This is a genomic window from Sinomonas sp. ASV486, assembly GCF_030908215.1.
In the GTDB taxonomy this organism is placed as follows: domain Bacteria; phylum Actinomycetota; class Actinomycetes; order Actinomycetales; family Micrococcaceae; genus Sinomonas; species Sinomonas puerhi.
The window spans coordinates 349287-373437 of record NZ_JAVFJK010000003.1 but is presented as its reverse complement, the minus strand read 5'-3'; the positions used below and the strand labels follow the sequence as shown (position 1 = coordinate 373437).

Here is a 24151-nt window from a genome sequence, read left to right as displayed (position 1 = left end):
GCATGATCGCTGGAACCATGACGATGGACGGCTGCTGAGGCCGGCGAAGGGAGTCAGACGTGGAGATCGCACTCACGGGCGGAAGCGGCAAACTGGGGCGGGTGGTGCTCGCCCACCTGCGCGAGGCCGGCCACACGGTATGGAATCTCGACCTGGTGGGGGAGCGGGACCGTGGCTTCATCCGCACTGACCTCACCGACTACGGTCAGGTCGCTGACGCGCTGCAGGGCATCGACGACCGTCATGAGGGTGTTGACGCGGTGGTGCATCTCGGCGCGATCCCCGCGCCCGGGCTCCAGCCTGACGCGGCGACGTTCCGCAACAACATGCTCTCGACCTACAGCGTGTTCCAGGGCGCACGGCGTGCGGGCATCAAGCGCATCGTCTATGCGTCCAGCGAGACCGTGCTCGGCCTGCCCTTCGATGCCCCGCCGCCGTACATCCCCGTCGATGAGGAGTACCCGGCGCGTCCGGAAAGCACCTATTCGCTCGTCAAGCATCTCGAAGAGCAGATGGCCATCCAGCTGTGCCGTTGGGACCCCGAGCTGAGCATCAGTGGGTTCCGGTTCTCCAACGTCATGGTGCCTGAAGACTATGCGGCGTTCCCCTCCTTCGACGCCGATCCCTCCCTGCGGAAGTGGAACCTGTGGGGCTACATCGATGCGAGGGATGGCGCCCAGGCCGTGGCGCGCGCACTCGAGGCGGGCCGCCCAGGCTTCGAGGCCTACATCATCGCGGCCGCGGACACGGTGATGTCCCGCAGCTCCGCGTCGCTCGCCGCCGAGGTGTTCCCGGACGTTCGCCTCACACGGGACCTCTCAGAGCATGAGACCCTGCTGGGGATCGAAAAGGCCCGCCGGCTTCTCGGGTACGACCCGCAGCACTCGTGGCGGGACCACGCTTAGAGGCCGAGCGCGCGCGACATCTCCTCGCGCAGCTGTTCCTGGCCGGCGACGGTCGGGTGGTCCCCGTCGGGACCCTCGTACTCGCTGGCCGCGAGCCACTTGCCTGCAAGCGGGTCGACGAATTCCGCGCCGGTCTGGAAGGCCGCCGCTTCGAGCGCATCGCGGACCGCGAGGCGCTCGGGTTCGGGGTCGTCGGTGAATGCAGTCGGTCCGACCACGACGATCCGGGCCGACGGCGCCGTCTCGTGTGCCGCCTGGAGCGTAGTGACCGCTGCATCCGTGATGCTGGCGAGATCCTCGTCCATGTCGTTCTCCGAGCCGAAGAACACGACAATGCTCGTATCCGGCGTTACGGCCGCCGCTGCGTGCGAACCGAACGTGCCGCCCTCGGTACCGATGGAGAGGTAGCCGTCGCCGTTCTCGGACGCGTTGACCACGTTGAGCCGGCCCTGTTCGCCCTCGGACAGCAGGAGGGGCCACGCCCACCGGGCGGAAGTGCCGTAGCCGGTGCTGAGCGAATCGCCCACGACCACGACACGGTCAGCCTGTGACTGGCTGTGCGGGTCCTGATCGGCCGAGAGGAAGCCGCTGGCGAGGACCGCGGCGACTGCGAGGGCAGCGCCGCTGGCGAGTGCTCCGTTCTCCGGTCGTCTCACGTCTACCCCCCCGGCTCCTGTGTGTCGACTGTGCGTGCACTGGACGCGCCCGCTCGTGAACCCATGTTCCCAGAGGACAGCTGGCAATGTCTTGTCAAGAACCTATGCGCCGCCTGAGGATCCAGACAGTCGCTCGATGTGCGCAGTGTTGCCGGCTCTCAGGTCCTGGAGCTTGCACTGGACGCTTGTGCAACGCTCGAATGGAGGTCTTCCGACCCGTCCCAAGGCACGCCAAAGGGCCGGCAGGCCTAGACTGCCGGCCCTCCGGGCGATCAAGAGTCTCCGCGGCGGGAGCCTCTGGGAATCAGAGCGGGCGAACGTTCGCGGCCTGAAGACCCTTCGGACCCTGCTGGGTCTCGAACTCGACCTTCTGGCCCTCGAGGAGCTCGCGGTAGCCCTTGGACTCGATCGCGGAGAAGTGGACGAAGACGTCCGCAGAGTTGTCATCGGGAGCGATGAAGCCGAAGCCCTTTTCGCTGTTAAACCACTTGACGGTGCCAGTTGCCAATCTATGTCCTCCTTGGACAGTGCAGATCCCGACCGTCGGGAACTGCGCGCAGCGGTGTCCGTATACCGCATGGCGCGCACGCACCGAAAACCTCCGGCGGAGGCAGGCACCGTACAGGCACAACGTGAAACACAACGACTACATGCTTAACCGTACAGGAATCCGGCACGCTGGAGCGAGTGCGGCGCGGCATTTGTCCCGCCGCAGCGACATGCGCCGTTCAGTCCATACCGAGTTCGACGTCGGGGTTCTCTTCTTCGATATCCAACTCGATGAGACGTCGCGGATCGTGGAGCGGATCGAGCTCGTCCATCGTCTCCGGGTTGTCGCTCGATCCCTCGGGCGCCTGGCTGTCCCTGCCATCCAAAGGCTCGGTGAGGTCATCGTCCTCGGTGTTGCCGAAGTCCAGGCTGTGGGTCATATCGATCCTCTCTCGTGTCCCCCCGGGGGTGGTGAGGCTTCGCTGGGCTCAGCCCGCGTCGAAGCGCTCGGTATCGATCTCATCCGGGTCCCGGTCGTTGCCGGACCCGTCCGGAATGGATCCGACGTCGAGTTCGATGCGCACCTGAACGTTCTCGACGACGCCCTGGATGTTCTCGCTCATGGCGACTCCCTTCGGTTGGGAAGCCCCTGCGGAAGATACTCTGCAGAACAGCGATCGGACAGCGGCTTCCTGCTTCAAATCTAGGCTTGTTTGGCGCGCTGGGACAGGAGGCGGAAGGTCCCCTTCGTGTCGTGGTGCTCATCCGTTCCAGCGGTACTCGTTCTCGGGCCGGCCCGGCGCGCCGTAGCGCGCGGATCTTGCCACCTCGCCCGTATCTGCGAGGTGTTCGAGGTAGCGCCGGGCCGTCACCCGGGAGACTCCGACGGCTTCCGTGACTTCGGCCGCCGAGGCGGCACCACGGTGCGTGCGCAGGAACTCGCGCACCGATTCGAGGGTGCCCGCGGAGAGGCCCTTGGGCAGCGGCCGGGCAATGGGGGCGCGAAGGGCCGCGAGTGCGCCATCGACGGCCGCCTGCGAGGTCTGTCCGCCGGCCCCGGCGAGGGCCTCGTGGTAGACGCGGTAGTGCTCCAGGCGCTCGGCGAAGGCCGCGAACGTGAACGGCTTGATGAGGTACTGCACGACGCCGACGGAGATGGCGCGCCGCACCACTGGCAGCTCGCGCACCGCGGTGATCGCAATGATGTCCACCGCGTGGCCGGCAGCCCTCATACGGCGTCCCACATCGAGACCGTGCAGGTCGGGGAGGTTCATGTCGAGCAGCACGAGGTCCACCGGGGTTCCCGCGGCGGCGAGCTGGCCTGCGAGCCGGAGGGCGGACGCGCCGTCGTGCGCCGTCCCGATGTGGAGGAAACCGGGGACGCGCCCCACATAGGTGGCGTGCGCCTCAGCCGCGATCGGCTCGTCCTCGACCACGAGGACGCGAATCGGGGTGGCGTCCGGCCCTGCTCCGGTCCGCGGGCTCATGCTGCGGACTCCTTCCTGGGCAGGACCACGGTGAACACGGCGCCGGCCCGGCGGGAGACGGTGAGGCTCCCCCCGAGGCGCTCCACCGAGCGCTTGACGAGCGCGAGGCCCAGCCCCCGTCCATGGCCCGTCTGGGGCTTGGTCGAATACCCGAACCTGAGGATCTCGTCGGTCTCCTTCTCGCGGATGCCCGGCCCGGAGTCTGCGACCTCTATGACGATCGATCCCTCGTGCTCGACGATCTCAAGGGACACCCAGCGGGGGGTGCTGCCCGCTGCGGCAGCGTCGATTGCGTTGTCGACGAGATTGCCGACGATCGTGACGAGGTCTGCCGGTGCGAGGCCCGAGCCGGCCACCGACGCAGTGGCCTCCGCGTCGAGCCGGATCCCGCGCTCATTGGCCTGGGCTGCCTTGCCCATGATGAGTGCGGCGACGATGGGTTCGTCGACCGAGACGACAAGCTCGTCGGCGAGGGACTGGCTCAGGCGCAGGTCGTCGGTCGCGAAGGCGAGCGCCCGCTCCGTCTGCCCGAGCTCGAGGAGCGAGACGATCGTGTGCAGGCGGTTGGCGTGCTCGTGCGTTTGGCTGCGGAGTGCGTCCGAGAGCGTCCTCATGGTCTGGAGCTCGCTGCCGAGGGCCTCGATCTCCGTCTGGTCGCGCAGAGTCGCGACGGCTCCGAGTACCCTGCCGCGGCGCCCCTCCTGCGAGACCGCTGGTTCCTGGTTGACCACGAGGACCCTCTCGCCCGTCAGGTGGATCTCGTCTCGTGCCGTGCGCCCGCTCGCGAGCAGCTCGCGGAGGCTACCGGGGATGCCGAGGCTGCCCAGAGTGGGCAGCGGTGCAGGCAGACCGGTGCCGGAGCGCGGCGCGGGCCGCCGGGGGTCGTTGCGCGGGGGGTAGTTGCGCGAGCCGGCGTCGTCGTCCGGAATGCCCAGCAGCCGCGAGGCCTGGTCATTGCGGATCACCACCTGCCCCTTCCCATCCACGAGGATCACGCCCTCGCGGACCGAGTGCAGCACCGACTCGTAGTAGGCGAAGAGCTGGCCGAGCTGCTCTGGGCCATAGCCGCGAGTCACCCTCGAGAGGTAGCGTCCCACGGCGAGCGCGCCGAGGGAGCCGAGAGCGAGCACGACGGCGGCGATCGCCAGGAGGGCCGGCAGGCGGCCCGCCGTGGCCACCTCAATGGCGCTCACCTTGACGCCGGCGGCGACCATGCCCACGACCGTGGTGCCTTCCATGATCGGCACGATCGTGCGCACCGACGGGCCCAGAGTGCCCGCGGTCTCCTCCGTGAACGGGTGGCCGGCGAGCGCCTCGTCGATGCTTCCGATGTACTTCCCGCCTATCTCGGCAGGATTCTGATGGGTCCAGCGGGTGCCGTCCGGGGCCATGATCGTGATGAAGTCGAGGCCCGCATCCCGGGTCACTTGGACGGCGTACGGCTGGAGGGCGGTGGTCGGATCGACCGCCCGCGCGCGAGTCGCGGCATCGCGGACCAAGGGGCTGTCCGCGATCGCGGCCGCGACCGCCAGCGTCCGCTTGGCAGCCTGCTGCTGCGACTGGTCGCGGGCGTCGACGTACATGGCCGTCCCGACGAACGCCGTGAGGAGCACGACGGCGAGCACGAGGGTCCAGAGCATCCGTGCGGCGAGGCTCAGGGGGCGCATCGGATCTCTGACCTCCTCGTGGTTGACGCAGCGGTGTCGTTCGCCCTGCTTTGGATCGGACTGCACTGGATCGAACGGCGTTGGACCAATCTGGATCGAACGGCTGTGACCAATATGACCGCAACGGTGAGGTCTGTCACAGCATCGACCAGAGTGGACCGTGTTCTGGCCCACAGGGGTCAACCGTCAAGGTATCAAGTCACCGAACCTACCCTAGGAGCACCCCGTGGCACTGTCGCCAACGGCACCGGACGCGTCACCGGTCAAGAAGAAGCCGGCCGACCGCACGCATTGGCTCTACATCGCCGTCATCGTCGCCGTGGTCCTCGGCGTCGTCGTCGGCCTCGTCTTCCCCGGCAAGGACGGACTCGCCGCGAACCTCAAGCCGCTCGGCGACGGCTTCGTGGCCCTCATCAAGATGATGATCGCGCCGGTCATCTTCTGCACGATCGTGCTCGGCATCGGCTCGATCGCCAAGGCGACGACGGTGGGCAAGGTCGGCGGCCTGGCCCTGGTGTACTTCATGGTCATGAGCACGTTCGCCCTCGCGATCGGTCTCGTGGTGGGCAACGTGGTCCATCCCGGTGAAGGCCTGAACCTCAAGGACGCAACCTACAAGGCGACCGAGTCTGCTGACACGACGAACTTCCTCCTGGGCATCATCCCGAACACGCTGCTGTCCTCGCTCACGTCGGGCCAGATCCTCCAGACGCTGTTCGTGGCGCTCCTTGTCGGCTTCGCGCTCCAGCGCATGGGCAAGACCGGCGCGATGCTGCTCGAGTTCATCCGACAGGCGCAGGTGCTCGTGTTCCGCATCCTCATCATGGTCATGTGGCTCGCGCCGATCGGCGCCTTCGGTGCCATCGCCGCTGTGGTGGGCGCTACCGGCTGGAAGGCCGTCCTGAGCCTTCTGACGCTCATGATCGCGTTCTACATCACGTGCATCCTGTTCGTCGTCGTTGTTCTCGGCACGATCCTGAAGGTTGTTTCGGGCGTGAACATCTTCAAGCTCATGAAGTACCTGGGCCGCGAGTACCTCATCATCGTGTCGACGTCCTCGTCCGAGGCCGCCCTTCCTCGCCTCATCGCCAAGATGGAGCACCTCGGTGTGTCGAAGCCGGTGGTCGGCGTGACGGTCCCGACCGGCTACTCGTTCAACCTCGACGGCACCGCGATCTACCTGACGATGGCCTCCCTGTTCATCGCTTCCGCCATGGGCCAGCCTCTCGCCCTCGGCGAGCAGATCGGGCTCCTCGTGTTCATGATCATCGCCTCGAAGGGTGCGGCGGGCGTCTCCGGCGCCGGTCTCGCTACCCTCGCCGGCGGCCTGCAGGCCCACGCCCCGCAGCTTGTGGGCGGCGTGTCCTTCATCGTGGGCATCGACCGCTTCATGTCCGAGGCCCGCGCGCTGACGAACTTCACCGGCAACGCGGTGGCGACCGTGCTCATGGGCACGTGGACCAAGGAGATCGACCGCGACCGCGTGGGCGACGTCCTCGGCGGCCGCCGGCCGTTCGACGAGACCACGATGCTCGCGGGCCACGGCCACGGCGGCGCGTCCGAGGACGAGAGCCTCACGGGACCGAGTGCGGCGGCGACGCCCGGCCCTGCCGGCGAGGAGCTCAGCCGCGTCTGAGCAGCAGTCTGAAACCCGCATCCGGGTCTGAAACCCAGATCCGGGTCCGGAATCCAGATCCTTCTGGAGGTCATCTCCCGTAGGTCATTGTCCGCACAATGAGCCTCGGGAGGTGACCTTCAGGCGCGTCCGGGACGGCGAGAAGAGACCAACCTTGAAGTTCAACTTGAGGGTAAGGCGCGCCGGTGGGGCACTTGTCAAGGTCCGCATGGTCCGTGTCGCCCGTGTGTAGGCTGTGGTGTCAAGGAGGCTGCAGGCATGCCAAACGCCGCTAACGAATCGAAAGTGTGGATGGATACGTGAGCACAGAGCAAAGCGCAGCGACTCTGGACGGCATCTCCGACACCCTTGACGAGGGACAGGACGGCGTTGAGCTCGGCCCCACCGGCCGACCCCTGCGGGACTTCCCGGAGCCAGCGCCTCTGGAGTCCCATGGCCCGGCCCGCATCATCGCGATGGTCAATCAGAAGGGCGGCGTCGGGAAGACCACATCGGCCATCAATCTGGCGGCCGCGCTCGCCGAGTACGGCCGCAAGGTCCTGCTCGTCGATTTCGACCCGCAGGGTGCCGCCTCGGCGGGCTTCGGCATCAACCCCCATGAGCTAGATACGACCGTCTACAACGTCATGATGGACCGCCACGTCGACGTCCATGAGGCCATCCGCCACACGGACGAGCCGAATGTCGACCTCCTCCCGGCCAACATCGATCTGTCGGCGGCCGAGGTCCAGCTCGTGAATGAGGTGGCCCGCGAACAGGTCCTTGCGAGCTCGCTCCGAACCGTCGAGGACGACTACGACGTCATCCTCATCGACTGCCAGCCCTCCCTCGGCCTCCTCACGGTCAACGCGCTGACCGCGGCGCACGGCGTGATCATCCCCCTTATCTGCGAGTTCTTCGCGCTGCGTGCCGTCGCACTCCTGGTCGAGACCATCGAGAAGGTCCAGGATCGTCTCAACCCGCGCCTGACGGTGGATGGCGTCCTGGCCACGATGTACGACGCACGCACGCTTCACAGCCGAGAAGTCCTGGCCCGCCTCGTCGAGGCGTTTGGCGACAAGGTCTTCGAGACGGTCATCAAGCGCACCATCAAGTTCGCTGACGCGACCGTGGCCGCCGAGCCCATCACGCGCTACGCATCGAACCACCCGGGCGCCGAGGCATACCGCAGCCTGGCCCGCGAGCTCGTGGCCCGCGGTGGAGCTCCCTGACATTCAGCCGGCCCAGGCGGCTGAGACCGCTGCGGTTCAGCCGATCGTCGCGGGGTCGACTGCCGCAGCGTTGGCTACCGCGGGGCAAAACGCAGCCGGCTTCGAGGTCCATCTGGCAAACTTCACGGGTCCTTTCGACCTGCTGCTCGGGCTCATCGCGAAGCACCGGCTCGATATCACCGAACTCGCGCTGGCCACGGTCACGGACGACTTCATCGCGTACTCCCACGCGCTCCGGGCCAAAGGTGAAGACTGGGCCCTTGACGAGGCAAGCGAATTCCTCGTCATCGCCGCAACCCTGCTCGACCTCAAGGCCGCCCGCCTCCTGCCGCAGGGCGAGGTCGAAGACGAAGAGGACGTGGCCCGTCTCGAGGCCCGTGACCTCCTGTTCGCGCGACTCCTGCAGTACAAGGCCTTCAAGGAGATCGCGGGCATCTTCGCCGAGACCCTCGATGCGGAGTCGCGCCGCTTCCCGCGGTCGGTGACGCTGGAAGCGGGCTTTGCCGCACTCCTGCCCGAACTCGTCTGGCGGCACACCCCCGCGGAGTTCGCTGACCTCGCCGCCAAGGCGTTCGCCCCGAAGGAGGCCCCGCCCACCGAGGTGGGGATCGACCATCTCCACGCATCGCCCGTGAGCGTGCGCGAGCAGGCAGAGCTCCTCGGATTCAGGCTTCAGGCGTCCGGCCCGCTGAGTTTCCGCTCGCTGACGTCTGACGCCGAATCGCGGCTCGTGGTCGTGGCCCGCTTCCTCGCCCTGCTCGAGCTGTTCCGCGACCGCGCGGTCGCGTTCGAACAGGCTGGCCCCCTCGCCGAGCTCAGCGTGCGCTGGACGGCGGGGGAGGAATGGTCGTCGGAGCACCTGAGCGAGGAGTACGACGACGGTGGGGCGCCACCGCCGTCAGGGCTCGCGGAGTCGGTGCCTGGGGAAGATACCGCGGGAGAGAGTGCGGAAGAGGCCAAGGACATCATCGGCGACAGGGAGGAACAGCATGCAAGCTGACGGTGGCATCGGCGCGGCCCTCGAAGCAGTCCTCATGGTCGTCGACGAGCCCGTGAGCGCAGCCGAGCTGGCAGCGACGCTCGAAGTTCCCCAGCCCGAGGTTGAGCATGCCCTGGCTGCCCTCGCGGCTGAGTATGCCGCGCAGGGAAGGGGCTTCGAGCTGCGTGCGGTGGCAGGAGGGTGGCGCTTCTACTCTCGCCCCGAGTTCGCCGACATCGTCTCGAAGTACGTCCTCGAAGGTCAGACCGCGCGTCTCACCCAGGCTGCGCTCGAGACTCTGGCTGTCATTGCGTACCGCCAGCCCGTGGCCCGATCGCGCGTTGCCGCGATCCGCGGTGTCAACGTCGACTCGGTGGTCAAGACCCTCGTGACCCGTGGCCTCATTGAGGATGTGGGCAACGACCCGGAGTCGGGGGCCATTCTGTACCAGACGACGTCGTACTTCCTGGAACGCCTCGGAATCGGATCTGCAGAAGACTTGCCGCGGCTTTCGCCGCACCTTCCGGGCCTCGACGAGCTCGAGGCGATCGACGGCGCGTACTAGCCTTCGCGTCGCGCGGTGGTGTCTCGTGCTCGGGTCGCGCGGTCGTGCCTTGTGCACGCGTCGCGCGGTCGTGCCTCGTGCTCGTGGCGCGCAGCCAGACCGCCTCAATGGGTGCGGGCATTGGTCTCCTAGGCTCCAGCGCTGAGCACGGTCCTCGTCGGAAAGGCGTTTAGAAAGTCGGAAAGGCGTTTAGAAAGGCGGCGGGTCCTCACTGCGCGGGTAGGTGATGTATGTGCGGCCGGAGGGCGCCCTCCATTCGAGCGTCCCGGGCGGTCTCGCCGGCACGGGCTCCGATCCTGCGCCGAGCTCGGACGCTGATCCTGTCCTGAGTTCTACCGCCGGCGCTACGCCCGCGGCGGATGCGTCGTCGAGCGTGGTGACATCGGTGGCAGTGTCGGTGGCGAGGTGGCGCGCGGTCCAGTAGCCGAGGCTCTTGAGACGATGATGTTCCGGACAGAGGAGCGCAAGGTTCGCGACGTCCGTGTTGCCGCCATGCTGCCATTCCACGGTGTGGTCGGCTTCGGTGGCCGCTGCGGGTTTGTCGCACCCCGGGAACCGACAGGTGGCGTCGCGGAGGGCCAGGAACCGGCGCATAGATGCCGTCGGTGCGTAGCTGATCCGGCCGATCGACAGCGGCGCACCGTCCTTCGCCCCGACCACCATCCTCGACCAGGAGGTGGTCTGCGCCGCGAGCCTCTTTGTCGTTTCCGCGTCGATCGGGCCGTAGCCCAGGATTTCACCGGGTGCGTCGCTCGTTCCGTTCACGGTTGCTTCGGCGGCGGTGAGGACCAGTTGCATGCGCACGCCGCCCAGAGGAGCTTGCGGCCACCGAGTGTCCGCAGCACCCGGGCCTTCAACGCCCGCCCCACCAAGGCCGGGCCCCTCGGTGCCCCCAGCATCCGGCCCCGCAGCGCGTGCCCCGGGCGCTGGCCACTCACCGCGCCCAGCGCCGGGCTGGTCAGTGCCGAGCGGGCCGGTGGCAAGGTGACCCATCCCAACGGGACCCATCCCAAGGGAAGCGGAGCCAAGGACGAGGTCGCGGAAGGCGTCAGCGCGGAGCTGGTTGAAAGTGCGGTGCTCGTTCGGGCCGTGGAGGGAGCGCGCGATCGCACCCAACCGGGTGTCGATCAACGCACCGTCTTCCAAGGGCAGCAGGGCCGTGATGCAGCACATGCCGTCCCCGACTGGGCTGACATCAACCCGTCGCCCGGCGACGGCTTTGGACTTCCGCACGGCGAGGGGCTCCGTCGCGTAGTCCTCGGCGAGGCGGCGTAGTCGCCGGCCCAGTGCTCCCGGGGTGGGGGTGCGCTGCGGATCCGTCGGCGCGGCGATCTCGGCTGCGGCCGCCGCGAAGTCTGCAAGTCGCCCGGCAGGCACGGGTACTGCGGCATCGACCGCAATCGCTGCCCGCTGCCGGTTCAAGCGTCCCTGCCTCATTCCCTCGAGCACCGGCGCCATAGCCCGATCGGTGAGTGCCCGTGCTTCCTCGATCCGCGCCCTCGCGGTGCGCTGTGGGATGCGCAGCGCAGCGGCGACCTCCGAGGCGGCCAGCCCTGGAGCCTCGAGTCGCGTCATCAGGTCGGGATCGGCGCCTCCCTCGGCCTTCACGAGTTCAGCCATGATCCAGATGCGACCCGCATCGAGGCGGGCCTGTGCTGCCTCGGACCGTTCCAGCGCCCGCACGAGGAGAGCGGCATACTCCAACGCGTCACGACGATCGGCGGGGGCGGATTCCGGCTCCTGGCCCTTCGCCTCGGTGACCCTCCACGACTCGGCGATCTCCCACAGCTCTGCGTCGTCCTGCTCATCCTGCCGCTCTTCCAAGGCTTCAGCGTTCCGGTCCCACCACCCGGCGTCGAAGGCGTCCCCATCCAGGCCATCCGCATCGACGATGCCCCATTCGGACGAGTCCGTGGAGGCCGAGAAATGGGTCGCGAGCAGGGCGTACTCGTCCAAGTACTCGTCCCCCCGTGACCATTTTCCTTGCAACCACTCGCTCATGATCCCAGTATAGAACATATCTTCGAATTATGAAGTGAATCATCGAAGAGAAAGGTTTCAGATGCCCGCTGATTCGAGCCGCGTGCCGGGGCCTCGCGAGGATCGGCTATCCTAGAGGGTGGGCATTCGCCCCACCACTTCAAACACGCACCCGAAAGGGCTGCTTCATACTGCAGAGGCATTGGTTATGGCACAGGCGGGACGCCAGGGTTCACCACGCAACGGGGGCACCCCCAACAGGGGGAACAACAGCAACAACTCATACGGCGGAGGAGGTCGCGGAGGCGCCGCTCGCGGCGGCGCAAAGGGCGCCCCGAAGGCATCGCAGCACAAGCGCGGCGAACGACCCTTCGCCAAGGGGTCAGGCGCGGCGCCGTTTGCGAATGAGCGCTTCGGGCGCAATCTGGGGCCGGTCCGCAAGGACGCAGCCCCCCGCAAGTCCCCGGCGCCCCTGCCCAAGCACGAGCCCCGCACCCGCGCCGAGATGGCAGAGGACGGCATCCGCCTGCAGAAGGTCATGGCCAACGCGGGCGTAGCCTCGCGCCGGGTGTGCGAGGAGTTCATTGCCGAGGGCCGCGTTGAGGTCAACGGAGAGGTCGTCACCGAGCTCGGCACCAGGGTCAACCCGGAGACGGACGTGATCCACGTGGACGGTGTACGCGTCCAGACCAACGAGCACCTCGTCTACATGGCGTTCAACAAGCCCCGCGGCGTGGTTTCCACGATGGATGATCCCGAGGGCCGCCCGTGCGTCTCGGACTACCTGCGTCCGGGCACGCCCGAGCGCCTCTTCCATGTGGGGCGCCTCGACACCAACACCGAGGGGCTCCTGCTCCTGACGAACGACGGCGAGCTCGCGAACCGCCTCACGCACCCCTCCTACGAGATCCCGAAGACCTATGTGGTCCAGGTCCGCGGCCCCATGCCGCAGGGCATCGGCGCTCAGCTGCGCCACGGTGTCGAGCTCGAGGACGGGATTGCCCGGGTCGACTCGTTCCGCCTTGTGGACTCGACGCCGGGCTTCGTGCTCGTCGAGGTCGTGCTGCACTCCGGCAAGAACCGGATCGTGCGCCGCATGTTCGACGCCGTCGGGTTCCCCGTCCAGCGCCTCGTGCGCGCCAAGATCGGCCCGATCGGGCTCGGCGACCAGAAGCAGGGCACGGTCCGCAGGCTCGGCAAGCAGGAGATCGGCCACCTCATGGCCGCGGTCGGCCTCTAGGCCGGGAGAGGCCGGGAGAATATCCACATGTCCGCAACGCACCTGCACGGCCCGGTCGTCGTGATCGGCACGGGCCTCCTCGGCGCGAGCATCGGCCTGGGGCTCGAGCACCGCGGCGTGCCCGTCTTCCTTGAGGACACGTCGCCCACCAACCAAGCGGTCGCCGTCGACATCGGAGCGGGTAGGCCGGTGGCAGAGCTCGACGCCAACCCGGGCGTCCAACCTGAGCTCGTCGTCGTCGCCGCGCCGCCGGACGTGACGGTCGACGTCGTCGCGCGGGCCCTCGAGCGGTGGCCACGCGCCGTCGTGGTCGACATCGCGAGCGTCAAGGGCGCGATCCTGGCCGGACTGCGCGAGCGGGGCGCCGACCTCACCCGGTACGTGGGCACGCACCCGATGGCCGGGCGGGAGAAGTCCGGCCCCGTGGCTGCGCGCGGCGAGCTGTTCACCTCGATGCCGTGGGTGGTCTGCGCGCCGCCGGAGGCCGATCATGACGCCGTCCGTCTTGCCAAGTCGCTCGGCGCGGACCTCGGCGGCAACGTCATCGAGTTCGACGCCGCAGAGCACGACGAGGCCGTGGCGCTCGTGAGCCACCTCCCGCAGGTCATGTCATCCCTGCTCGCGTCCCGCCTGCAGGGAACCGACCTGCGTCTCCTGGCGCTTGCGGGCAACGGCCTGCGCGACACGACGCGGATCGCGGCGAGTGATCCGGGCCTCTGGGTGCAGATCCTCGGTGCGAACGCGCCTCAGGTCGTCGAGCACCTGTACGGTGTCCGCGACGACGTCGAGCGCCTCATCCGCACGCTCGAGGCACCGGCGGCGCCCGGCGCGCGGCTGGACATGGCCCAGCTCGTGAGCGAAGGCAATGCCGGCGTAGCCCGCATCCCGGGCAAGCACGGCGGCCCGCCGCAGGCCTTCGCATGGATGAGCATCCTCGTCGACGACAGGCCGGGCCAGATTGCCCGGCTCCTGACGGAGATCGGCGAGATCGGGGTGAACCTCGAAGACCTGCGCCTCGACCACTCGTCGGGGCGCAATGTGGGCATGGTGGAGATCTCCGTGCTCCCGAGCAAGCATGATGCACTGGTTGCGGAACTGGAGGAGCGCGGATGGCGGGTATTGCAGTGACGGAGCTGAATTCTCAGAGCACTGAGCACGGGACTGCCGTCCGCTACACCCCGGCGCCCGGTGCTGAGCCCCTGCGGCTCGGCCGACCGCTGGTCGTCGCTATCGACGGTCCGTCCGGCTCCGGTAAGTCGAGCGTGTCCAAGGAGGTCGCCCGGCAGCTCCGGCTTGCGTACCTCGACACCGGTGCGATGTACCGCGCCGTCGCGTGGGACTGCCTCGACCGGGAGGTCGACCTCGACGACGGCGAGCTGGTCGAGGCGGCCGCCCGCACCCTGGACCTCGAGCTGAGCACAAGCCCAGACGCGGAGCGCGTCGTCGTGCGCGGTGCGGACGTGACGGATGCGATCCGTGAGCCGCGCATCTCCGCGTCAGTCAGCGCCGTGGCGACCAACCTCGGGGTGCGCGACGAGCTGATCCGCCGCCAGCGCGCGATCATCGCAGCGCACGGCCGCCGCATGGTGGTCGAGGGCCGCGACATCACCACCGTCGTGGCGCGCGACGCCGAGGTGCGGCTCCTGCTCACCGCCTCGGAGGAGGCGCGACTGCGCCGCCGCGGCGCCCAGCTCGGAGGGACGCAGAGCGCCGAGGACCTGCTCGAGCAGGTGGTCGCGCGGGACGCGAAGGACTCGGCAGTCGCGAGCTTCACCCAGGCAGCGGACGGGGTCTACACGGTGGACTCGTCCGATCTTGACTTTGACCAGACAGTCGACGCCGTACTCGGCGTCGTGCACGCGGCCGTGAGCCGCCCGGCCGGTGCGTGAGCGCCGCCCATTGACACTCTCAAGGAGACTCCCATGACCGATTCCCTGGACACAGGCTCCCTCGAGGCAGCCGGGAGTGGCGGCGCCGAGGACTACACCCCCGAGGGCGAGGACCAGGTCGCCGAGCACCTCGCCGCGATGGACGACGCCGAGGCGGAGCACCGCGCCGCGACGCTGCGCGCCGGCCTCGACGACTACGACCTCGACGAGGAAGACGCCCGTCTCCTCGCCGGCGAGGACGAGGCCTGGGACGCCGACACTCCCACGCGGATGGATCCGGTCCTCGCGATCATCGGCCGGCCGAACGTGGGCAAGTCCACGCTCGTCAACCGCATCATCGGACGCCGTGAGGCCGTCGTCGAGGATGTCCCCGGCGTCACCCGGGACCGGGTCACGTACCCGGCCGAGTGGAACGGCCGCAAGTTCACGCTCGTGGACACCGGCGGCTGGGAGCGCGATGCCAAGGGCATCCACGCGATGGTCGCCGAGCAGGCCGAGATTGCGGTGAGCATGGCGGATGCCGTCCTTTTCGTCGTCGATGCGACCGTGGGCGCCACGGCGACGGACGAGGGCGTCATGCGGATGCTGCGCAAGTCGAAGAAGCCCGTGCTGCTCGTTGCCAACAAGGTCGACGACTTCGCCCAGGAGGCCGATGCCGCGGGGCTCTGGGGCCTCGGGTTCGGCCAGCCGTGGCCCGTCTCGGCCCTCCATGGCCGAGGTGTTGCGGACCTGCTCGACGCCGCCCTCGAGGTGCTCCCCGAGTTCTCGGCCATCGCGGGCGTCGAGCGCACCGGTGGCCCGCGCCGCGTCGCGCTCATCGGCCGGCCCAACGTGGGCAAGTCCTCGCTCCTGAACAAGCTCGCAGGGTCCGAGCGCGCCGTCGTGAATCAGCTCGCCGGTACCACGCGCGATCCCATTGACGAGTACATCGAGCTCGGTGGAAAGACATGGCGCTTCGTGGACACGGCCGGCATCCGCCGCCGCCAGCACATGGCCCACGGGACCGAGTACTACGCCTCCCTGCGCACGCAGGCCGCGCTCGAGAAGGCGGAGGTCGCCGTCGTGCTCCTCGGCGCGGACGAGGTGCTCTCCGAGCAGGATGTGCGCATCCTGACGCTCGCCATCGAGTCCGGCCGGGCGCTCGTCATCGCGTTCAACAAGTGGGACCTCATGGACGAGGAGCGGCGCCGCTGGCTCGAGCGCGACATCGAGAAGGACCTCGCGCACGTCGAGTGGGCGCCCCGCGTGAACATCTCGGCGAAGACCGGCTGGCACAAGGACCGCCTTGTGCCTGCGCTCGAGAAGGCGCTCGCCGGCTGGGACACGCGCATCCCGACCGGACGCCTCAACGCGTTCCTTGGCGAGCTCGTGGCCGCGCACCCGCACCCCCTGCGCGGCGGCAAGCAGCCCCGCATCCTGTTCGGTACCCAGGCGCAGAGCCGCCCGCCGAAGTTCGTGCTCTTCACCACGGGCTTCCTCGATCCCGGGTACCGCCGCTTCATCACCCGCCGTCTCCGTGAGACGTTCGGCTTCGAGGGCACGCCGATCGAGATCGGCATGCGTGTCCGCGAACGGCGCTCGAAGAAGAAGTAGGCGCGGCGTCAGGCCACGTCGAGACCGCGACGGCGGCGAGGCTCCCCTCACGGGGTGCGTCGCCGCCGTCGTGCGTGGGGGCGTCTACACGTCGGCGACGGCGGGCTCGTTCCGGAAGTGCCCGACGGCGATGAGCACCGCGCCGAGGACCGCCCACCCCGCCAGCACGAGCCACGGGAAGGCCGTGGCCGCGTCCGGGAAGTAGGAGAGGTCGCGCAGGAGCGTGCCCGAGGCGCCGGGCACGAGCCACTGGCCGAGGTCGCCCCACGGCGCCGGCAGGAACTCCTTGGGCTGGGTGAGCGACGAGAGCGGGTTGCCCACGAAGAGCGTGATGACCGCGCCGAGGGCGATGCCCGCCCGCCCGATGAGCGCGTTGAGGCCCACGATGATCGCGGCCGTGGCGACGACCCCGAGTCCGATGGCGCTGGCATTCGCCGAGAAGTCCCCCTGCAGGATGTGGAACCAGCCCTGCAGGATGCCCGCCAGGCCCAGCCCCGCGAGGACGCCGTAGGCGAGGATCGCTCCGAGCCGGCGCCACGTCCCCGAGACGAGAAGCGAGATGAGGACGCCGCCGATCATGCCGCCCATCGCGAGCGGGAGGCCTGCTACGGCCAGGCCTGTGCCGCGCGGATCATCGGGGGAGAGGGGCACGACGTCGGTCACGGTCACCGTGGGGATCGCCTGCGGCGGGGTCTGGGATGACTGCGGGGCCTTGGCGGACGACGGCGCCTGCCCGCCCGCCGCTGCCTGCTGGGCGGCCGCGGCTGCCTGCTTCAGCGCGGCCTGCAGCGCGGCGATGGCCTGGCTCTGGATCTGGGACTGCATCTGGGCGCCCATCTGTGTCAGCGCTTGCGATGCCACGGGGCTGCCGGCGCTCGCGACCAGGATCTCGGGCGCGCTGCCGAGCACGATCGCTCCGTAGACCTCGCGGTGGCGGATGAGGTCAACGGCTTCGTCACGGCTCGCGGCCGTCCTGACATTGAGCGCGCCCTCGGGCGCCTTCGAGGTGATCTGGGCGATCTGTTCGGCAGATCCGACCGCCGCGACGGGGAGGTTCTGGACCTTGGCGGTGACGCTCGGCCAGGCGAAGGCGAGCAGGACCACGCACACGGCCACGGCCGCGAGGACAGCGGTGCGGACGGCGTGGGTCCAGGGCGTGTGGGGCCCGGACACCGGCTTGGAGCGGTGTTCGGCGTCGGCTCGTGCGGTTGCCGTGGACATGAGTGCGGCCTCTCGGGGTTGGTGGAAAAAGAATGCTTGTTCTCCATTGTGCCTGCGAGGTGTTCGAAGTCAAGAATGATCATTCGTTTTTTATCCTGTACCGTGGAGGTATGCCGAAGGTCAGTGATGAACACCGCGCGGCGATGCGCGAGCGGATCCAGGGTGCCGCCTTGGCGTGCGTGGCCCACAAGGGCTTCTCGAACGTCTCGATGGCAGACATCATTGCCGAGGCAGGACTGTCCGCGGGGGCCGTGTACGTGTACTACCGCAGCAAGGAAGAGCTTGTCGTCGACGTCGGGCGCCGCGTCTTCCAAGAGCGCATGACGGCGCTTGAGCGGCTTCGCGATCAAGACCCGATGCCGGCGCCCGCTGAGGCGATCCCTGCGCTCATGCTGGGGCTCATCGAGACGGAGTTCTTCCCCGGTGTCGCCGTCCAGGTCTGGGGAGAAGCTGTGCGCAACGACTCGCTCAGTGAGATCGGGCGGGGGATCCTCGACGAAATCGGAGGCCACATCGAGGCGTACCTCGCGCTGTGGCTGTCCTCAGCGCGTGGCCTGGATCGTGCTGAGGCGGCAGCCGAGGGCAGGCGGCTCGCCCCAGCCGTCATGGGAATCATCCAGGGCTTTGCGATCCAGTCCGCGCTCCGCGGTCATGAGTTTGCCGGGTACTATATCGACTCCGCGCGGGCCCTTCTGGCAAGCCTTTAACCGATGTGCTGGCCGCCTTCGAGGAGGCTCGCCGGGGCCTTGTCGATTCGCGTGATCGGCGGCCTTCCTATATGCTGGAGCGGTTGCTTGGCGGGTCGCGAGAGCGGTAACGGCTGGCGATGTTCGGGCTGTAGCGCAGCTTGGTAGCGCACTTGACTGGGGGTCAAGGGGTCGCAGGTTCAAATCCTGTCAGCCCGACCACGAGGCCGCGGAAACCCAAGGGTTCCCGCGGCTTCTGCGTAGGTGAGATTTGAACCGGCCATCAAATACCCATCAAAAACCCCTCCCGCGAGGTGCCCTCGCAGCCCCCTCGTCCGGCCCGACGGCGTTCCTCCCGGACCCTCCCGGATGGCAAGGGGCGCCCGGCGCACCTGCCGGGCATGAGCACTCCAGCACCCCTCCCGACGCCCCAGACCGGCCTGCCGGCACTGCTCGATATCCGCGAGCTCTCGGCCTACCTCGGCGTCCCGGTCTCCACGGTCTACGACTGGCGCGCCCGCGGCCTCGGGCCGCGCGCGTACCGGTTCGGCAAGCACCTCAAGTTCGCCGTGGACGACGTGACCGCCTGGATCGAGGCGCAGCGCGACCCAGCGCCGCAGCCGGATCGGCGGTGACCCGGTGAGCCGCCCCCGCGTGACGATCGGCACCTACGGCGAGATCACCACCCGCCGCCGCCCGAGCGGCCTGGTCGAGGCCCGCACCCGCTACCGGGACTGGGACGGCGTCGCGCGGCTCGTGCAGGCCAGCGCCGCCAGCGCCGCGGCCGCGACCCGCGCGCTGAAGGCCAAATGCGCCGAACGCAACCTGCTCGCCCCGACGACCGGGACACTCGCGCCGGACAGCCCGTTCCCCGACCTGGTCGAGTACTGGCTCGAGGACATCGACCTCGAGGGGCGGCTCGCGACCGCGACCCGGCAGCTCTACGAGCGCGACATGCGCACCCTCGTGCTCCCCGCCTTCGCAGGGCTCACGCTCCGGGAGATCGGCGTCGCCCGATGCGACCAGTTCCTCAAGCAGCTCGCCAAGCAGTCCTACGCCAAGGCCAAGCACGCCCGCGTCGTACTGCGGCTCGCCCTCGCCCTGGCCGTGCGGCACGAGGTCCTGCCGCGGAACCCCGTCGACCACGTCGCCCGCCTGCACCGCCCCGTCAGGACCCCGGACGCGCTCACCCCGGCGGAGGTCAACGCGATCCGCGCCGCGATCGCCTACTGGGAGGCCGGCAGATCCCCCTCCGGGCCCAGGCCGGACGGCCAGCTGGGCGCGATCGTGGAGGTCATGCTCGGCACGTCCGCCCGCATCGGGGAGGTCCTGGCCATCCGGCGCCGGGACGTCGACATCACCGCGGCCCCGCCCTCGATCCGGATCGCCGGCACGATCGTCAGCCACCGTGGCGAGCCGACCGTGCGGCAGGACCACCCCAAGACGGCGAAGTCGCGCCGCACCGTGGCGATCCCGTCGTTCACCGCCGAGGCCGTGCGGCGCCGGCTGGTGCAGGTGAAGGACCCGTCCCTGGATGCCCTGCTGTTCTCAAGCCGGGAGGGAACGCCGCTGACGACAAACAACGTCCGGCGCCAGCTCCGCCATGTGATGGACCTCGCCGGGATCACCGGGGTCACCCCGCACATGTTCCGCCGGACCGTCGCGACCGCGATCAGCGCCGCGGCCGGGGTCGACCTCGCCGCCGAGCTGCTCGGCCACACGGACCCGAAGATCACCATCGCGCACTACATCCGCCGCAACGAGATGGTGAACCCGGCCACCGCCGAGATGCTCGAGCGTGCGTTCGCGAGGGACGCGTGATCTTCCCCGGCTGCCTGCTTGCGTGCGACGCTGGGTGGTGCGGAGTGCAATGGACGAAAGCGATGCCCAACGGGTGGGCAAAGATCGTATCGGGCGGCGTGAGGGGGCACTCGTGGGACGGGAGACGCTGTGCTGAGCGGTGCCATATCTCTCATCATGGTGGAGCAGGTGATGGCCTCTTCACCAATGGGGACGGTCAGCTCGTGCACGTCCTCGGGGCTCAAGGCCCAGCCGAGCGTGACGCCGACGATGGAGGCTCCGACCATCTTCCGCGCACCTGCGTGGGAAACTGGGAGCGGGCTTCGTCGTCATCTGATTGGCGTTGACGATGCCGCCACCGTGGCGGCACCGTGCGACGTCGGCTTATGCCCGTCGACGGCGAACCGGGACGCCCCGCCGTCGCAGGAAGCTTGGCGAGCTCGTCCTAGGGTCAGCACCAACGCCCGGACCATCACCGTCACCGCTGCGGGTATCCGTGCAGGGCGGGGGTGGCTGCCGCGTTTCTGTACGGCGTGGACGCGGGCGAGTGCCTCGGCGGCGAGATGTTCCAGGCGGGTTGGTGGTCTCCGCCTCGGATGCGCGCACCCGGGCCGGCATCCTGCCCAGCGCGCTCCCGACGCATCGATCCCCACCAGTTCCGCGATCGCACCGTCTCGGAGCGCAGCGGGTTGGCTGGGAGCCTCGGCGAGGCGCTGCAGTTCGCTGATACGTTCCAGGGCCCATGTACGAGTGTTTCGGGCCGTTGTCCTGACGCGGCCTGTTCCCGGTCCTCCCATTCGCCTTTGACGGTGGGGCCACGGTGGCCCCACCGTGTGACCTGGGGGTTATCCGCTGGGCCGATGATCCGTGAGGCCTCCGCACGACGAGGTCTGGTGCAGATGCACGCGACGTATGTACGTGCTGTGGCTGGCCGGCTGTCCCGGCAGGCTGAACCCATATCGGTGCTTCCGTTTGCAGCTCGTTGTCCTCATTGGTGAGTCACCTCCCAGCTTGGTGCACTGCCGCCGACATGCCCGCCCCTTGGCGCGTGACGCCTCGGCTCGCCGGCTAATTGCCGAGACCTCCCGAGCCGTCACGACCGGGCGCTCCCTTGGGCTTCGGGGCGTCGAGACCGGTGCCGACGGGTGTTTTCGCCGGGGGTCCTCGACTGCCTGGACATCGCACTCTTGGCGGGGGGGGGCTACATGATTCGACCTGGTCGATGCTGAGGCTCCCAGAACTACCATCCGTCCGCAGCAAATTCGATGTGTGCAAACCGATCGGAACAACCTCTACAGTTGTGAACTGACTTCCCGCTTTGACATCACGTGGATCGATGTGTATTGTCTTTCCTTGTAGGGGCTCCTTCACGGATCGGACAATCCTTATGGATCGGCAGTACAGCCCGTCGAGGGCTACCAAGGTCCGCGGGCTGCGCGGTCGGACCCTGTATGTGGTCGACCTCGAGAACATGGCCTGCACCTGCGAGCCAAGTGCCGGAGATGTAGCCAGGATCCGAACTCGAATCCATGCGGCCGTGGAGCCCGGGCACGGCGACCACACTGTAATCGCCGTCAGCCACCACAACGCGCCAGCCGCCTACTTCGGCTGGACAGGTTCCGCCCAGCGTCTTGCCCGCAGCGGGAAGGACGGGGCTGACACTGCACTGCTCGAGGTCATCGAGGACATCCTGTGGGTCGCCGCCCACTACGACCAGGTGGTGTTGGCCTCCGGAGATCATGCTTTCGCCTACGCCGTTGCGGCTTTGAAGGCCGCAGGGATTCGCGTCGTTGTGATATCGCCGGACAGGGGATTCTCTGAGCAAATGAGGCTGGCCGCAGGACGCGACCTCGTCCGACTCGGACCCTCCATCCCCTCCAACGTCATCGCCCTGTTCACAGAGACAAAGGACGCAGTATGAGCACGCCGGCAAGCAAGCCCACGATCTCGGCCAGCGACATCGCCGTGCTGGCTGGTGTCGGACGTTCCACCGTCAGCAACTGGCGCCAGCGCCATACTGACTTCCCCAAGCCGGCGGGCGGCAGTCCTTCCAGCCCCCGCTTTGACACTGCCGCGGTCCGCGCCTGGCTCAAGGCCAATGGCAAGGAGGTCGGAGACCTGTCAGCCGATCGGACACTGTGGAACGCGATGGACAGCCTGCGCGGACTCGGCGGCCCAGAGGAAAGCGGAGAGCTGGTCAGTGCGCTCCTGGTCTGGCGGTATGTGTCCGATCCCGATTCCGCAGGCTTCGACAACACTCTGCCGTCCGAGACCTGGTGGCCGTACCTTCGCGACGCCTCAGTAGCTCATGACCTCTTTCCCAGGATTGAGCATGGCATGCAGGCCTACGAGGACTCGCATCCGGAACGGCTCCCGCTCTTCGAGACCTTCGCCGGCAGTCAACTAGCGCGCAGACTCCTCATTGAGGCGGCGCGGCGGCCGGAACTCCTGCACCGGGTCATGGCGGCCCTCAGCAGCTTCGATGCAGCCAGTATCGGTACGATCTTCGTTGCCTTCCGCGATCGCCTTACCAACTCATCGCTACGGGGCTACGACGAATTCGCCACCAGTGCAGTCCTGGTGGATCTTGTGGCGGCCGTCGCCAGGAGCATTCCTGGTCCCGTTCATGACCCTGTGGCAGGCTCAGGGCGAATGTTACTGGCCGTTGGCGCCCAGGGTGAGGAGCGAACGGCCCTGACCGGACAGGACGTCAACTTAGCCGCCTGTGTCCAAGCCAACCAACGGGCTTTGGTAATAGGCCGCGATAACGTCACAATGCGCGTGGGCGATGTCTTCGAGACGGACTATTTCGAGCGTGGCTTGGCGCAAGTGGTCGTTATGGACCCTCCTTATGGGCTCTCCTATCACCAGCCCGAGCGCCTCTACCTCAATCCTCGCCTGCCATATGGTTCCCCCCCAAAGTCGCGCATCGACACCGCTTGGCTTCAGATCGCCCTGTGGTATCTCGGCGAAGGTGGACGCGCCATTGTCATTCAGCCCGCGGGCAGCGCCTTCGAAGCTGGAAGCGCCGGCAAGATCCGTGCCGCGTTGCTGCAGAACCGCACCGTCGAAGCCATAGTTGCCCTTCCCGGTGGCCTGGCCTCCCATACGCAGATCTCGCTGAACCTATGGGTGCTGGCCCGGCCGGGGGAAACCAGCGATCCGGAGAGCGTGCTGCTGATCGACCACAGCCAGATTAAAGACATCGATGTGGACATCGTCGCTGGGGCCCTGCAGGGCTGGCGCGACCATCGCAAGGTGCCTTCGAGTCTACCGTCCGGAGCAGTCAGCCTTTCAGAGCTCATCGGAGAAGGGGCGAACCTCACCCCGAAGCGCTGGGTCTCCTCATCCCACGGAGCGTCCGATATCGACGAAGTACGCACACACGTCGAGGCGCTGCTACGCACTACGAAGGAGATCAAGCCTCCTCAGAAGCTGCGCCCTGATTCCCTGATAAAGGGAGGCCAGGAACACCGACTGGTCGGTATCGCCGACCTCGTCAAGGCCGCCAGCGTCACCGTGCTCAAGACCACTGATCGTGTCCGGGAGAGTGACTATGGCGTAGAGGGCGCTCCCGTAGTTACTGGGGCGTGGATCTGTCGGAACGAGATGGAATCCCGCCGCATCAACCTCGGCCTCCTTGAACACACGCCAGTCATGACGCAGCCGGGGGACGTCCTTGTCCAGAACACTGGTGGCCTCGCAGCGAGGGTGGACAGCGAAGGCGGCCGCGTCCTGCTGAGCCCCAGCTATCAACTGCTGCGCGTCACGGGCGAAGTCGTCCGACCGGAATACCTAGCCGAATTCATCATGACCGCCGCCAATAAATCGCAGGCAGTCGGCGCCGCCATCCAGCGTGTCCGGCTTCAAGACCTGAAGATCCCACTTCTGCCTCTCGCGGAACAGGACAGGGTGCTGGAGAGTATCGCCGAAGTCCGTCGCCTCCAGGCCGCAGCCGGCGCGGTCCTAAGAGCTGCAGCCGAAACACGTGATGCGCTCGTGGAAGCCATTGCAGCGGGCACGATCACCCTTGCTTGAGGGGTTGCGCCCACTTGGAAGGCAGAACTGGAAGAATCGGTGTGAATCTATGTTGTGTTTACCTCGACGTGCTCTCGGCACGACGGAGAGGCGCCTAAGGCAGGGGGAA

At 67.9% G+C, this 24151-nt stretch carries 22 protein-coding genes and 1 tRNA gene; 15 read left to right on the top strand and 8 right to left on the bottom strand.

Going from position 1 to position 24151, the window contains the following annotated elements; translation table 11 throughout:
• Positions 1 to 59 precede the first annotated feature (59 nt).
• Positions 60 to 905, top strand: coding sequence for an NAD(P)-dependent oxidoreductase (locus tag RBS60_RS06465; protein WP_307956701.1), 846 nt, complete (start codon positions 60 to 62; stop codon positions 903 to 905).
• Here RBS60_RS06465 and RBS60_RS06460 read toward each other — a convergent pair.
• The 6 genes from RBS60_RS06460 to RBS60_RS06435 form a co-directional block, all read right to left on the bottom strand.
• Entirely contained in the window at positions 902 to 1561 is a 660-nt protein-coding gene (locus tag RBS60_RS06460) for an SGNH/GDSL hydrolase family protein (protein ID WP_307956700.1), read from the bottom strand. The two genes, RBS60_RS06465 and RBS60_RS06460, sit on opposite strands and share 4 nt — an antisense overlap.
• 304 nt (positions 1562 to 1865) lie before the next feature.
• Positions 1866 to 2069, bottom strand: a complete 204-nt coding sequence (locus tag RBS60_RS06455; protein WP_189695230.1) for a cold-shock protein — start codon at positions 2067 to 2069, stop codon at positions 1866 to 1868.
• Between the two features lie 220 nt (positions 2070 to 2289).
• Entirely contained in the window at positions 2290 to 2490 is a 201-nt protein-coding gene (locus tag RBS60_RS06450) for a hypothetical protein (protein WP_307956699.1), read from the bottom strand.
• A 48-nt stretch (positions 2491 to 2538) separates the two neighbouring features.
• Complete coding sequence (locus tag RBS60_RS06445) at positions 2539 to 2673, bottom strand: hypothetical protein (RefSeq protein ID WP_307956698.1); 135 nt, start codon at positions 2671 to 2673, stop codon at positions 2539 to 2541.
• A 138-nt stretch (positions 2674 to 2811) separates the two neighbouring features.
• Complete coding sequence (locus tag RBS60_RS06440; RefSeq protein WP_307956697.1) at positions 2812 to 3537, bottom strand: response regulator; 726 nt, start codon at positions 3535 to 3537, stop codon at positions 2812 to 2814.
• Positions 3534 to 5204, bottom strand: coding sequence for a sensor histidine kinase (locus tag RBS60_RS06435; protein ID WP_307956696.1), 1671 nt, complete (start codon positions 5202 to 5204; stop codon positions 3534 to 3536). Before RBS60_RS06435 ends, RBS60_RS06440 begins: the two co-directional genes overlap by 4 nt.
• A gap of 226 nt (positions 5205 to 5430) precedes the next feature.
• Between RBS60_RS06435 and RBS60_RS06430 the strand changes: the two genes are divergently transcribed.
• The 4 genes from RBS60_RS06430 to scpB all read left to right on the top strand — a co-directional run bounded on the left by RBS60_RS06430 (position 5431) and on the right by scpB (position 9595).
• The gene (locus RBS60_RS06430) at positions 5431 to 6840 is read left to right on the top strand and encodes a cation:dicarboxylate symporter family transporter (protein WP_307956695.1); all 1410 of its coding nucleotides are present in this window, start codon (positions 5431 to 5433) and stop codon (positions 6838 to 6840) included.
• 299 nt (positions 6841 to 7139) lie between these two features.
• A complete protein-coding gene (locus tag RBS60_RS06425; RefSeq protein ID WP_307956694.1) occupies positions 7140 to 8051 on the top strand; it encodes an AAA family ATPase in 912 nt (303 codons plus the stop codon).
• A gap of 70 nt (positions 8052 to 8121) precedes the next feature.
• Complete coding sequence (locus tag RBS60_RS06420) at positions 8122 to 9051, top strand: segregation/condensation protein A (RefSeq protein ID WP_307956693.1); 930 nt, start codon at positions 8122 to 8124, stop codon at positions 9049 to 9051.
• Positions 9041 to 9595, top strand: coding sequence for an SMC-Scp complex subunit ScpB (gene scpB / locus RBS60_RS06415; protein WP_307956692.1), 555 nt, complete (start codon positions 9041 to 9043; stop codon positions 9593 to 9595). Before RBS60_RS06420 ends, scpB begins: the two co-directional genes overlap by 11 nt.
• 189 nt (positions 9596 to 9784) lie before the next feature.
• Here scpB and RBS60_RS06410 read toward each other — a convergent pair whose 3' ends face one another.
• Positions 9785 to 11596, bottom strand: a complete 1812-nt coding sequence (locus tag RBS60_RS06410) for a DUF222 domain-containing protein (protein WP_307956691.1) — start codon at positions 11594 to 11596, stop codon at positions 9785 to 9787.
• A gap of 187 nt (positions 11597 to 11783) precedes the next feature.
• On the opposite strand from RBS60_RS06410, the gene RBS60_RS06405 reads away from it, so the two are divergent.
• Genes RBS60_RS06405 through der form a run of 4 tightly spaced genes read left to right on the top strand, consistent with a single transcriptional unit; the run spans position 11784 to position 16297 of the window.
• On the top strand, positions 11784 to 12815 hold the full coding sequence (locus RBS60_RS06405) for a pseudouridine synthase (protein ID WP_307956690.1): 1032 nt from the start codon (positions 11784 to 11786) through the stop codon (positions 12813 to 12815).
• A gap of 27 nt (positions 12816 to 12842) precedes the next feature.
• Positions 12843 to 13943: a prephenate dehydrogenase gene (locus RBS60_RS06400; RefSeq protein WP_307956689.1), complete on the top strand. Its 1101-nt coding sequence runs from the start codon at positions 12843 to 12845 to the stop codon at positions 13941 to 13943.
• A complete protein-coding gene (gene cmk, locus RBS60_RS06395; protein WP_307956688.1) occupies positions 13925 to 14704 on the top strand; it encodes a (d)CMP kinase in 780 nt (259 codons plus the stop codon). The genes RBS60_RS06400 and cmk overlap by 19 nt, the downstream gene beginning before the upstream one ends.
• Before the next feature lie 33 nt (positions 14705 to 14737).
• Positions 14738 to 16297 (top strand): ribosome biogenesis GTPase Der, encoded by a 1560-nt coding sequence (der, locus tag RBS60_RS06390; RefSeq protein WP_307956687.1) that lies wholly within the window; start codon positions 14738 to 14740, stop codon positions 16295 to 16297.
• Positions 16298 to 16381: 84 nt separating this feature from the next.
• Here the strand turns inward: der and RBS60_RS06385 are convergent, their stop codons facing one another.
• Positions 16382 to 17518 (bottom strand): ABC transporter permease, encoded by a 1137-nt coding sequence (locus tag RBS60_RS06385; protein WP_307956686.1) that lies wholly within the window; start codon positions 17516 to 17518, stop codon positions 16382 to 16384.
• A gap of 110 nt (positions 17519 to 17628) precedes the next feature.
• On the opposite strand from RBS60_RS06385, the gene RBS60_RS06380 reads away from it, so the two are divergent.
• From RBS60_RS06380 to RBS60_RS06355, 6 genes are all read left to right on the top strand, one after another.
• Complete coding sequence (locus tag RBS60_RS06380) at positions 17629 to 18225, top strand: TetR/AcrR family transcriptional regulator (RefSeq protein ID WP_307956685.1); 597 nt, start codon at positions 17629 to 17631, stop codon at positions 18223 to 18225.
• 124 nt (positions 18226 to 18349) lie between these two features.
• A tRNA-Pro gene (locus RBS60_RS06375) sits at positions 18350 to 18426 on the top strand.
• A 179-nt stretch (positions 18427 to 18605) separates the two neighbouring features.
• On the top strand, positions 18606 to 18839 hold the full coding sequence (locus RBS60_RS06370; RefSeq protein ID WP_307956684.1) for a helix-turn-helix domain-containing protein: 234 nt from the start codon (positions 18606 to 18608) through the stop codon (positions 18837 to 18839).
• A gap of 4 nt (positions 18840 to 18843) precedes the next feature.
• Entirely contained in the window at positions 18844 to 20025 is a 1182-nt protein-coding gene (locus RBS60_RS06365) for a site-specific integrase (RefSeq protein ID WP_307956683.1), read from the top strand.
• A 1366-nt stretch (positions 20026 to 21391) separates the two neighbouring features.
• Positions 21392 to 21925 carry an NYN domain-containing protein gene (locus RBS60_RS06360; RefSeq protein WP_307956682.1) on the top strand — a complete coding sequence of 178 codons (534 nt, stop codon included), beginning with the start codon at positions 21392 to 21394 and terminating at the stop codon, positions 21923 to 21925.
• Entirely contained in the window at positions 21922 to 24042 is a 2121-nt protein-coding gene (locus tag RBS60_RS06355; RefSeq protein WP_307956681.1) for an N-6 DNA methylase, read from the top strand. The genes RBS60_RS06360 and RBS60_RS06355 overlap by 4 nt, the downstream gene beginning before the upstream one ends.
• Positions 24043 to 24151 lie beyond the last annotated feature (109 nt).

Coding starts and splice junctions, on each gene's coding strand:
- RBS60_RS06440 (WP_307956697.1), bottom strand. CDS start 3,537: ATGAGCCCGCGGACCGGAGCAGGGCCGGACGCCACCCCGATTCGCGTC.
- RBS60_RS06410 (WP_307956691.1), bottom strand. CDS start 11,596: ATGAGCGAGTGGTTGCAAGGAAAATGGTCACGGGGGGACGAGTACTTG.
- RBS60_RS06400 (WP_307956689.1), top strand. CDS start 12,843: ATGTCCGCAACGCACCTGCACGGCCCGGTCGTCGTGATCGGCACGGGC.
- scpB (WP_307956692.1), top strand. CDS start 9,041: ATGCAAGCTGACGGTGGCATCGGCGCGGCCCTCGAAGCAGTCCTCATG.
- RBS60_RS06445 (WP_307956698.1), bottom strand. CDS start 2,673: ATGAGCGAGAACATCCAGGGCGTCGTCGAGAACGTTCAGGTGCGCATC.
- RBS60_RS06405 (WP_307956690.1), top strand. CDS start 11,784: ATGGCACAGGCGGGACGCCAGGGTTCACCACGCAACGGGGGCACCCCC.
- RBS60_RS06370 (WP_307956684.1), top strand. CDS start 18,606: ATGAGCACTCCAGCACCCCTCCCGACGCCCCAGACCGGCCTGCCGGCA.
- RBS60_RS06355 (WP_307956681.1), top strand. CDS start 21,922: ATGAGCACGCCGGCAAGCAAGCCCACGATCTCGGCCAGCGACATCGCC.
- der (WP_307956687.1), top strand. CDS start 14,738: ATGACCGATTCCCTGGACACAGGCTCCCTCGAGGCAGCCGGGAGTGGC.
- RBS60_RS06360 (WP_307956682.1), top strand. CDS start 21,392: ATGGATCGGCAGTACAGCCCGTCGAGGGCTACCAAGGTCCGCGGGCTG.
- RBS60_RS06435 (WP_307956696.1), bottom strand. CDS start 5,204: ATGCGCCCCCTGAGCCTCGCCGCACGGATGCTCTGGACCCTCGTGCTC.
- cmk (WP_307956688.1), top strand. CDS start 13,925: ATGGCGGGTATTGCAGTGACGGAGCTGAATTCTCAGAGCACTGAGCAC.
- RBS60_RS06450 (WP_307956699.1), bottom strand. CDS start 2,490: ATGACCCACAGCCTGGACTTCGGCAACACCGAGGACGATGACCTCACC.
- RBS60_RS06380 (WP_307956685.1), top strand. CDS start 17,629: ATGCCGAAGGTCAGTGATGAACACCGCGCGGCGATGCGCGAGCGGATC.
- RBS60_RS06385 (WP_307956686.1), bottom strand. CDS start 17,518: ATGTCCACGGCAACCGCACGAGCCGACGCCGAACACCGCTCCAAGCCG.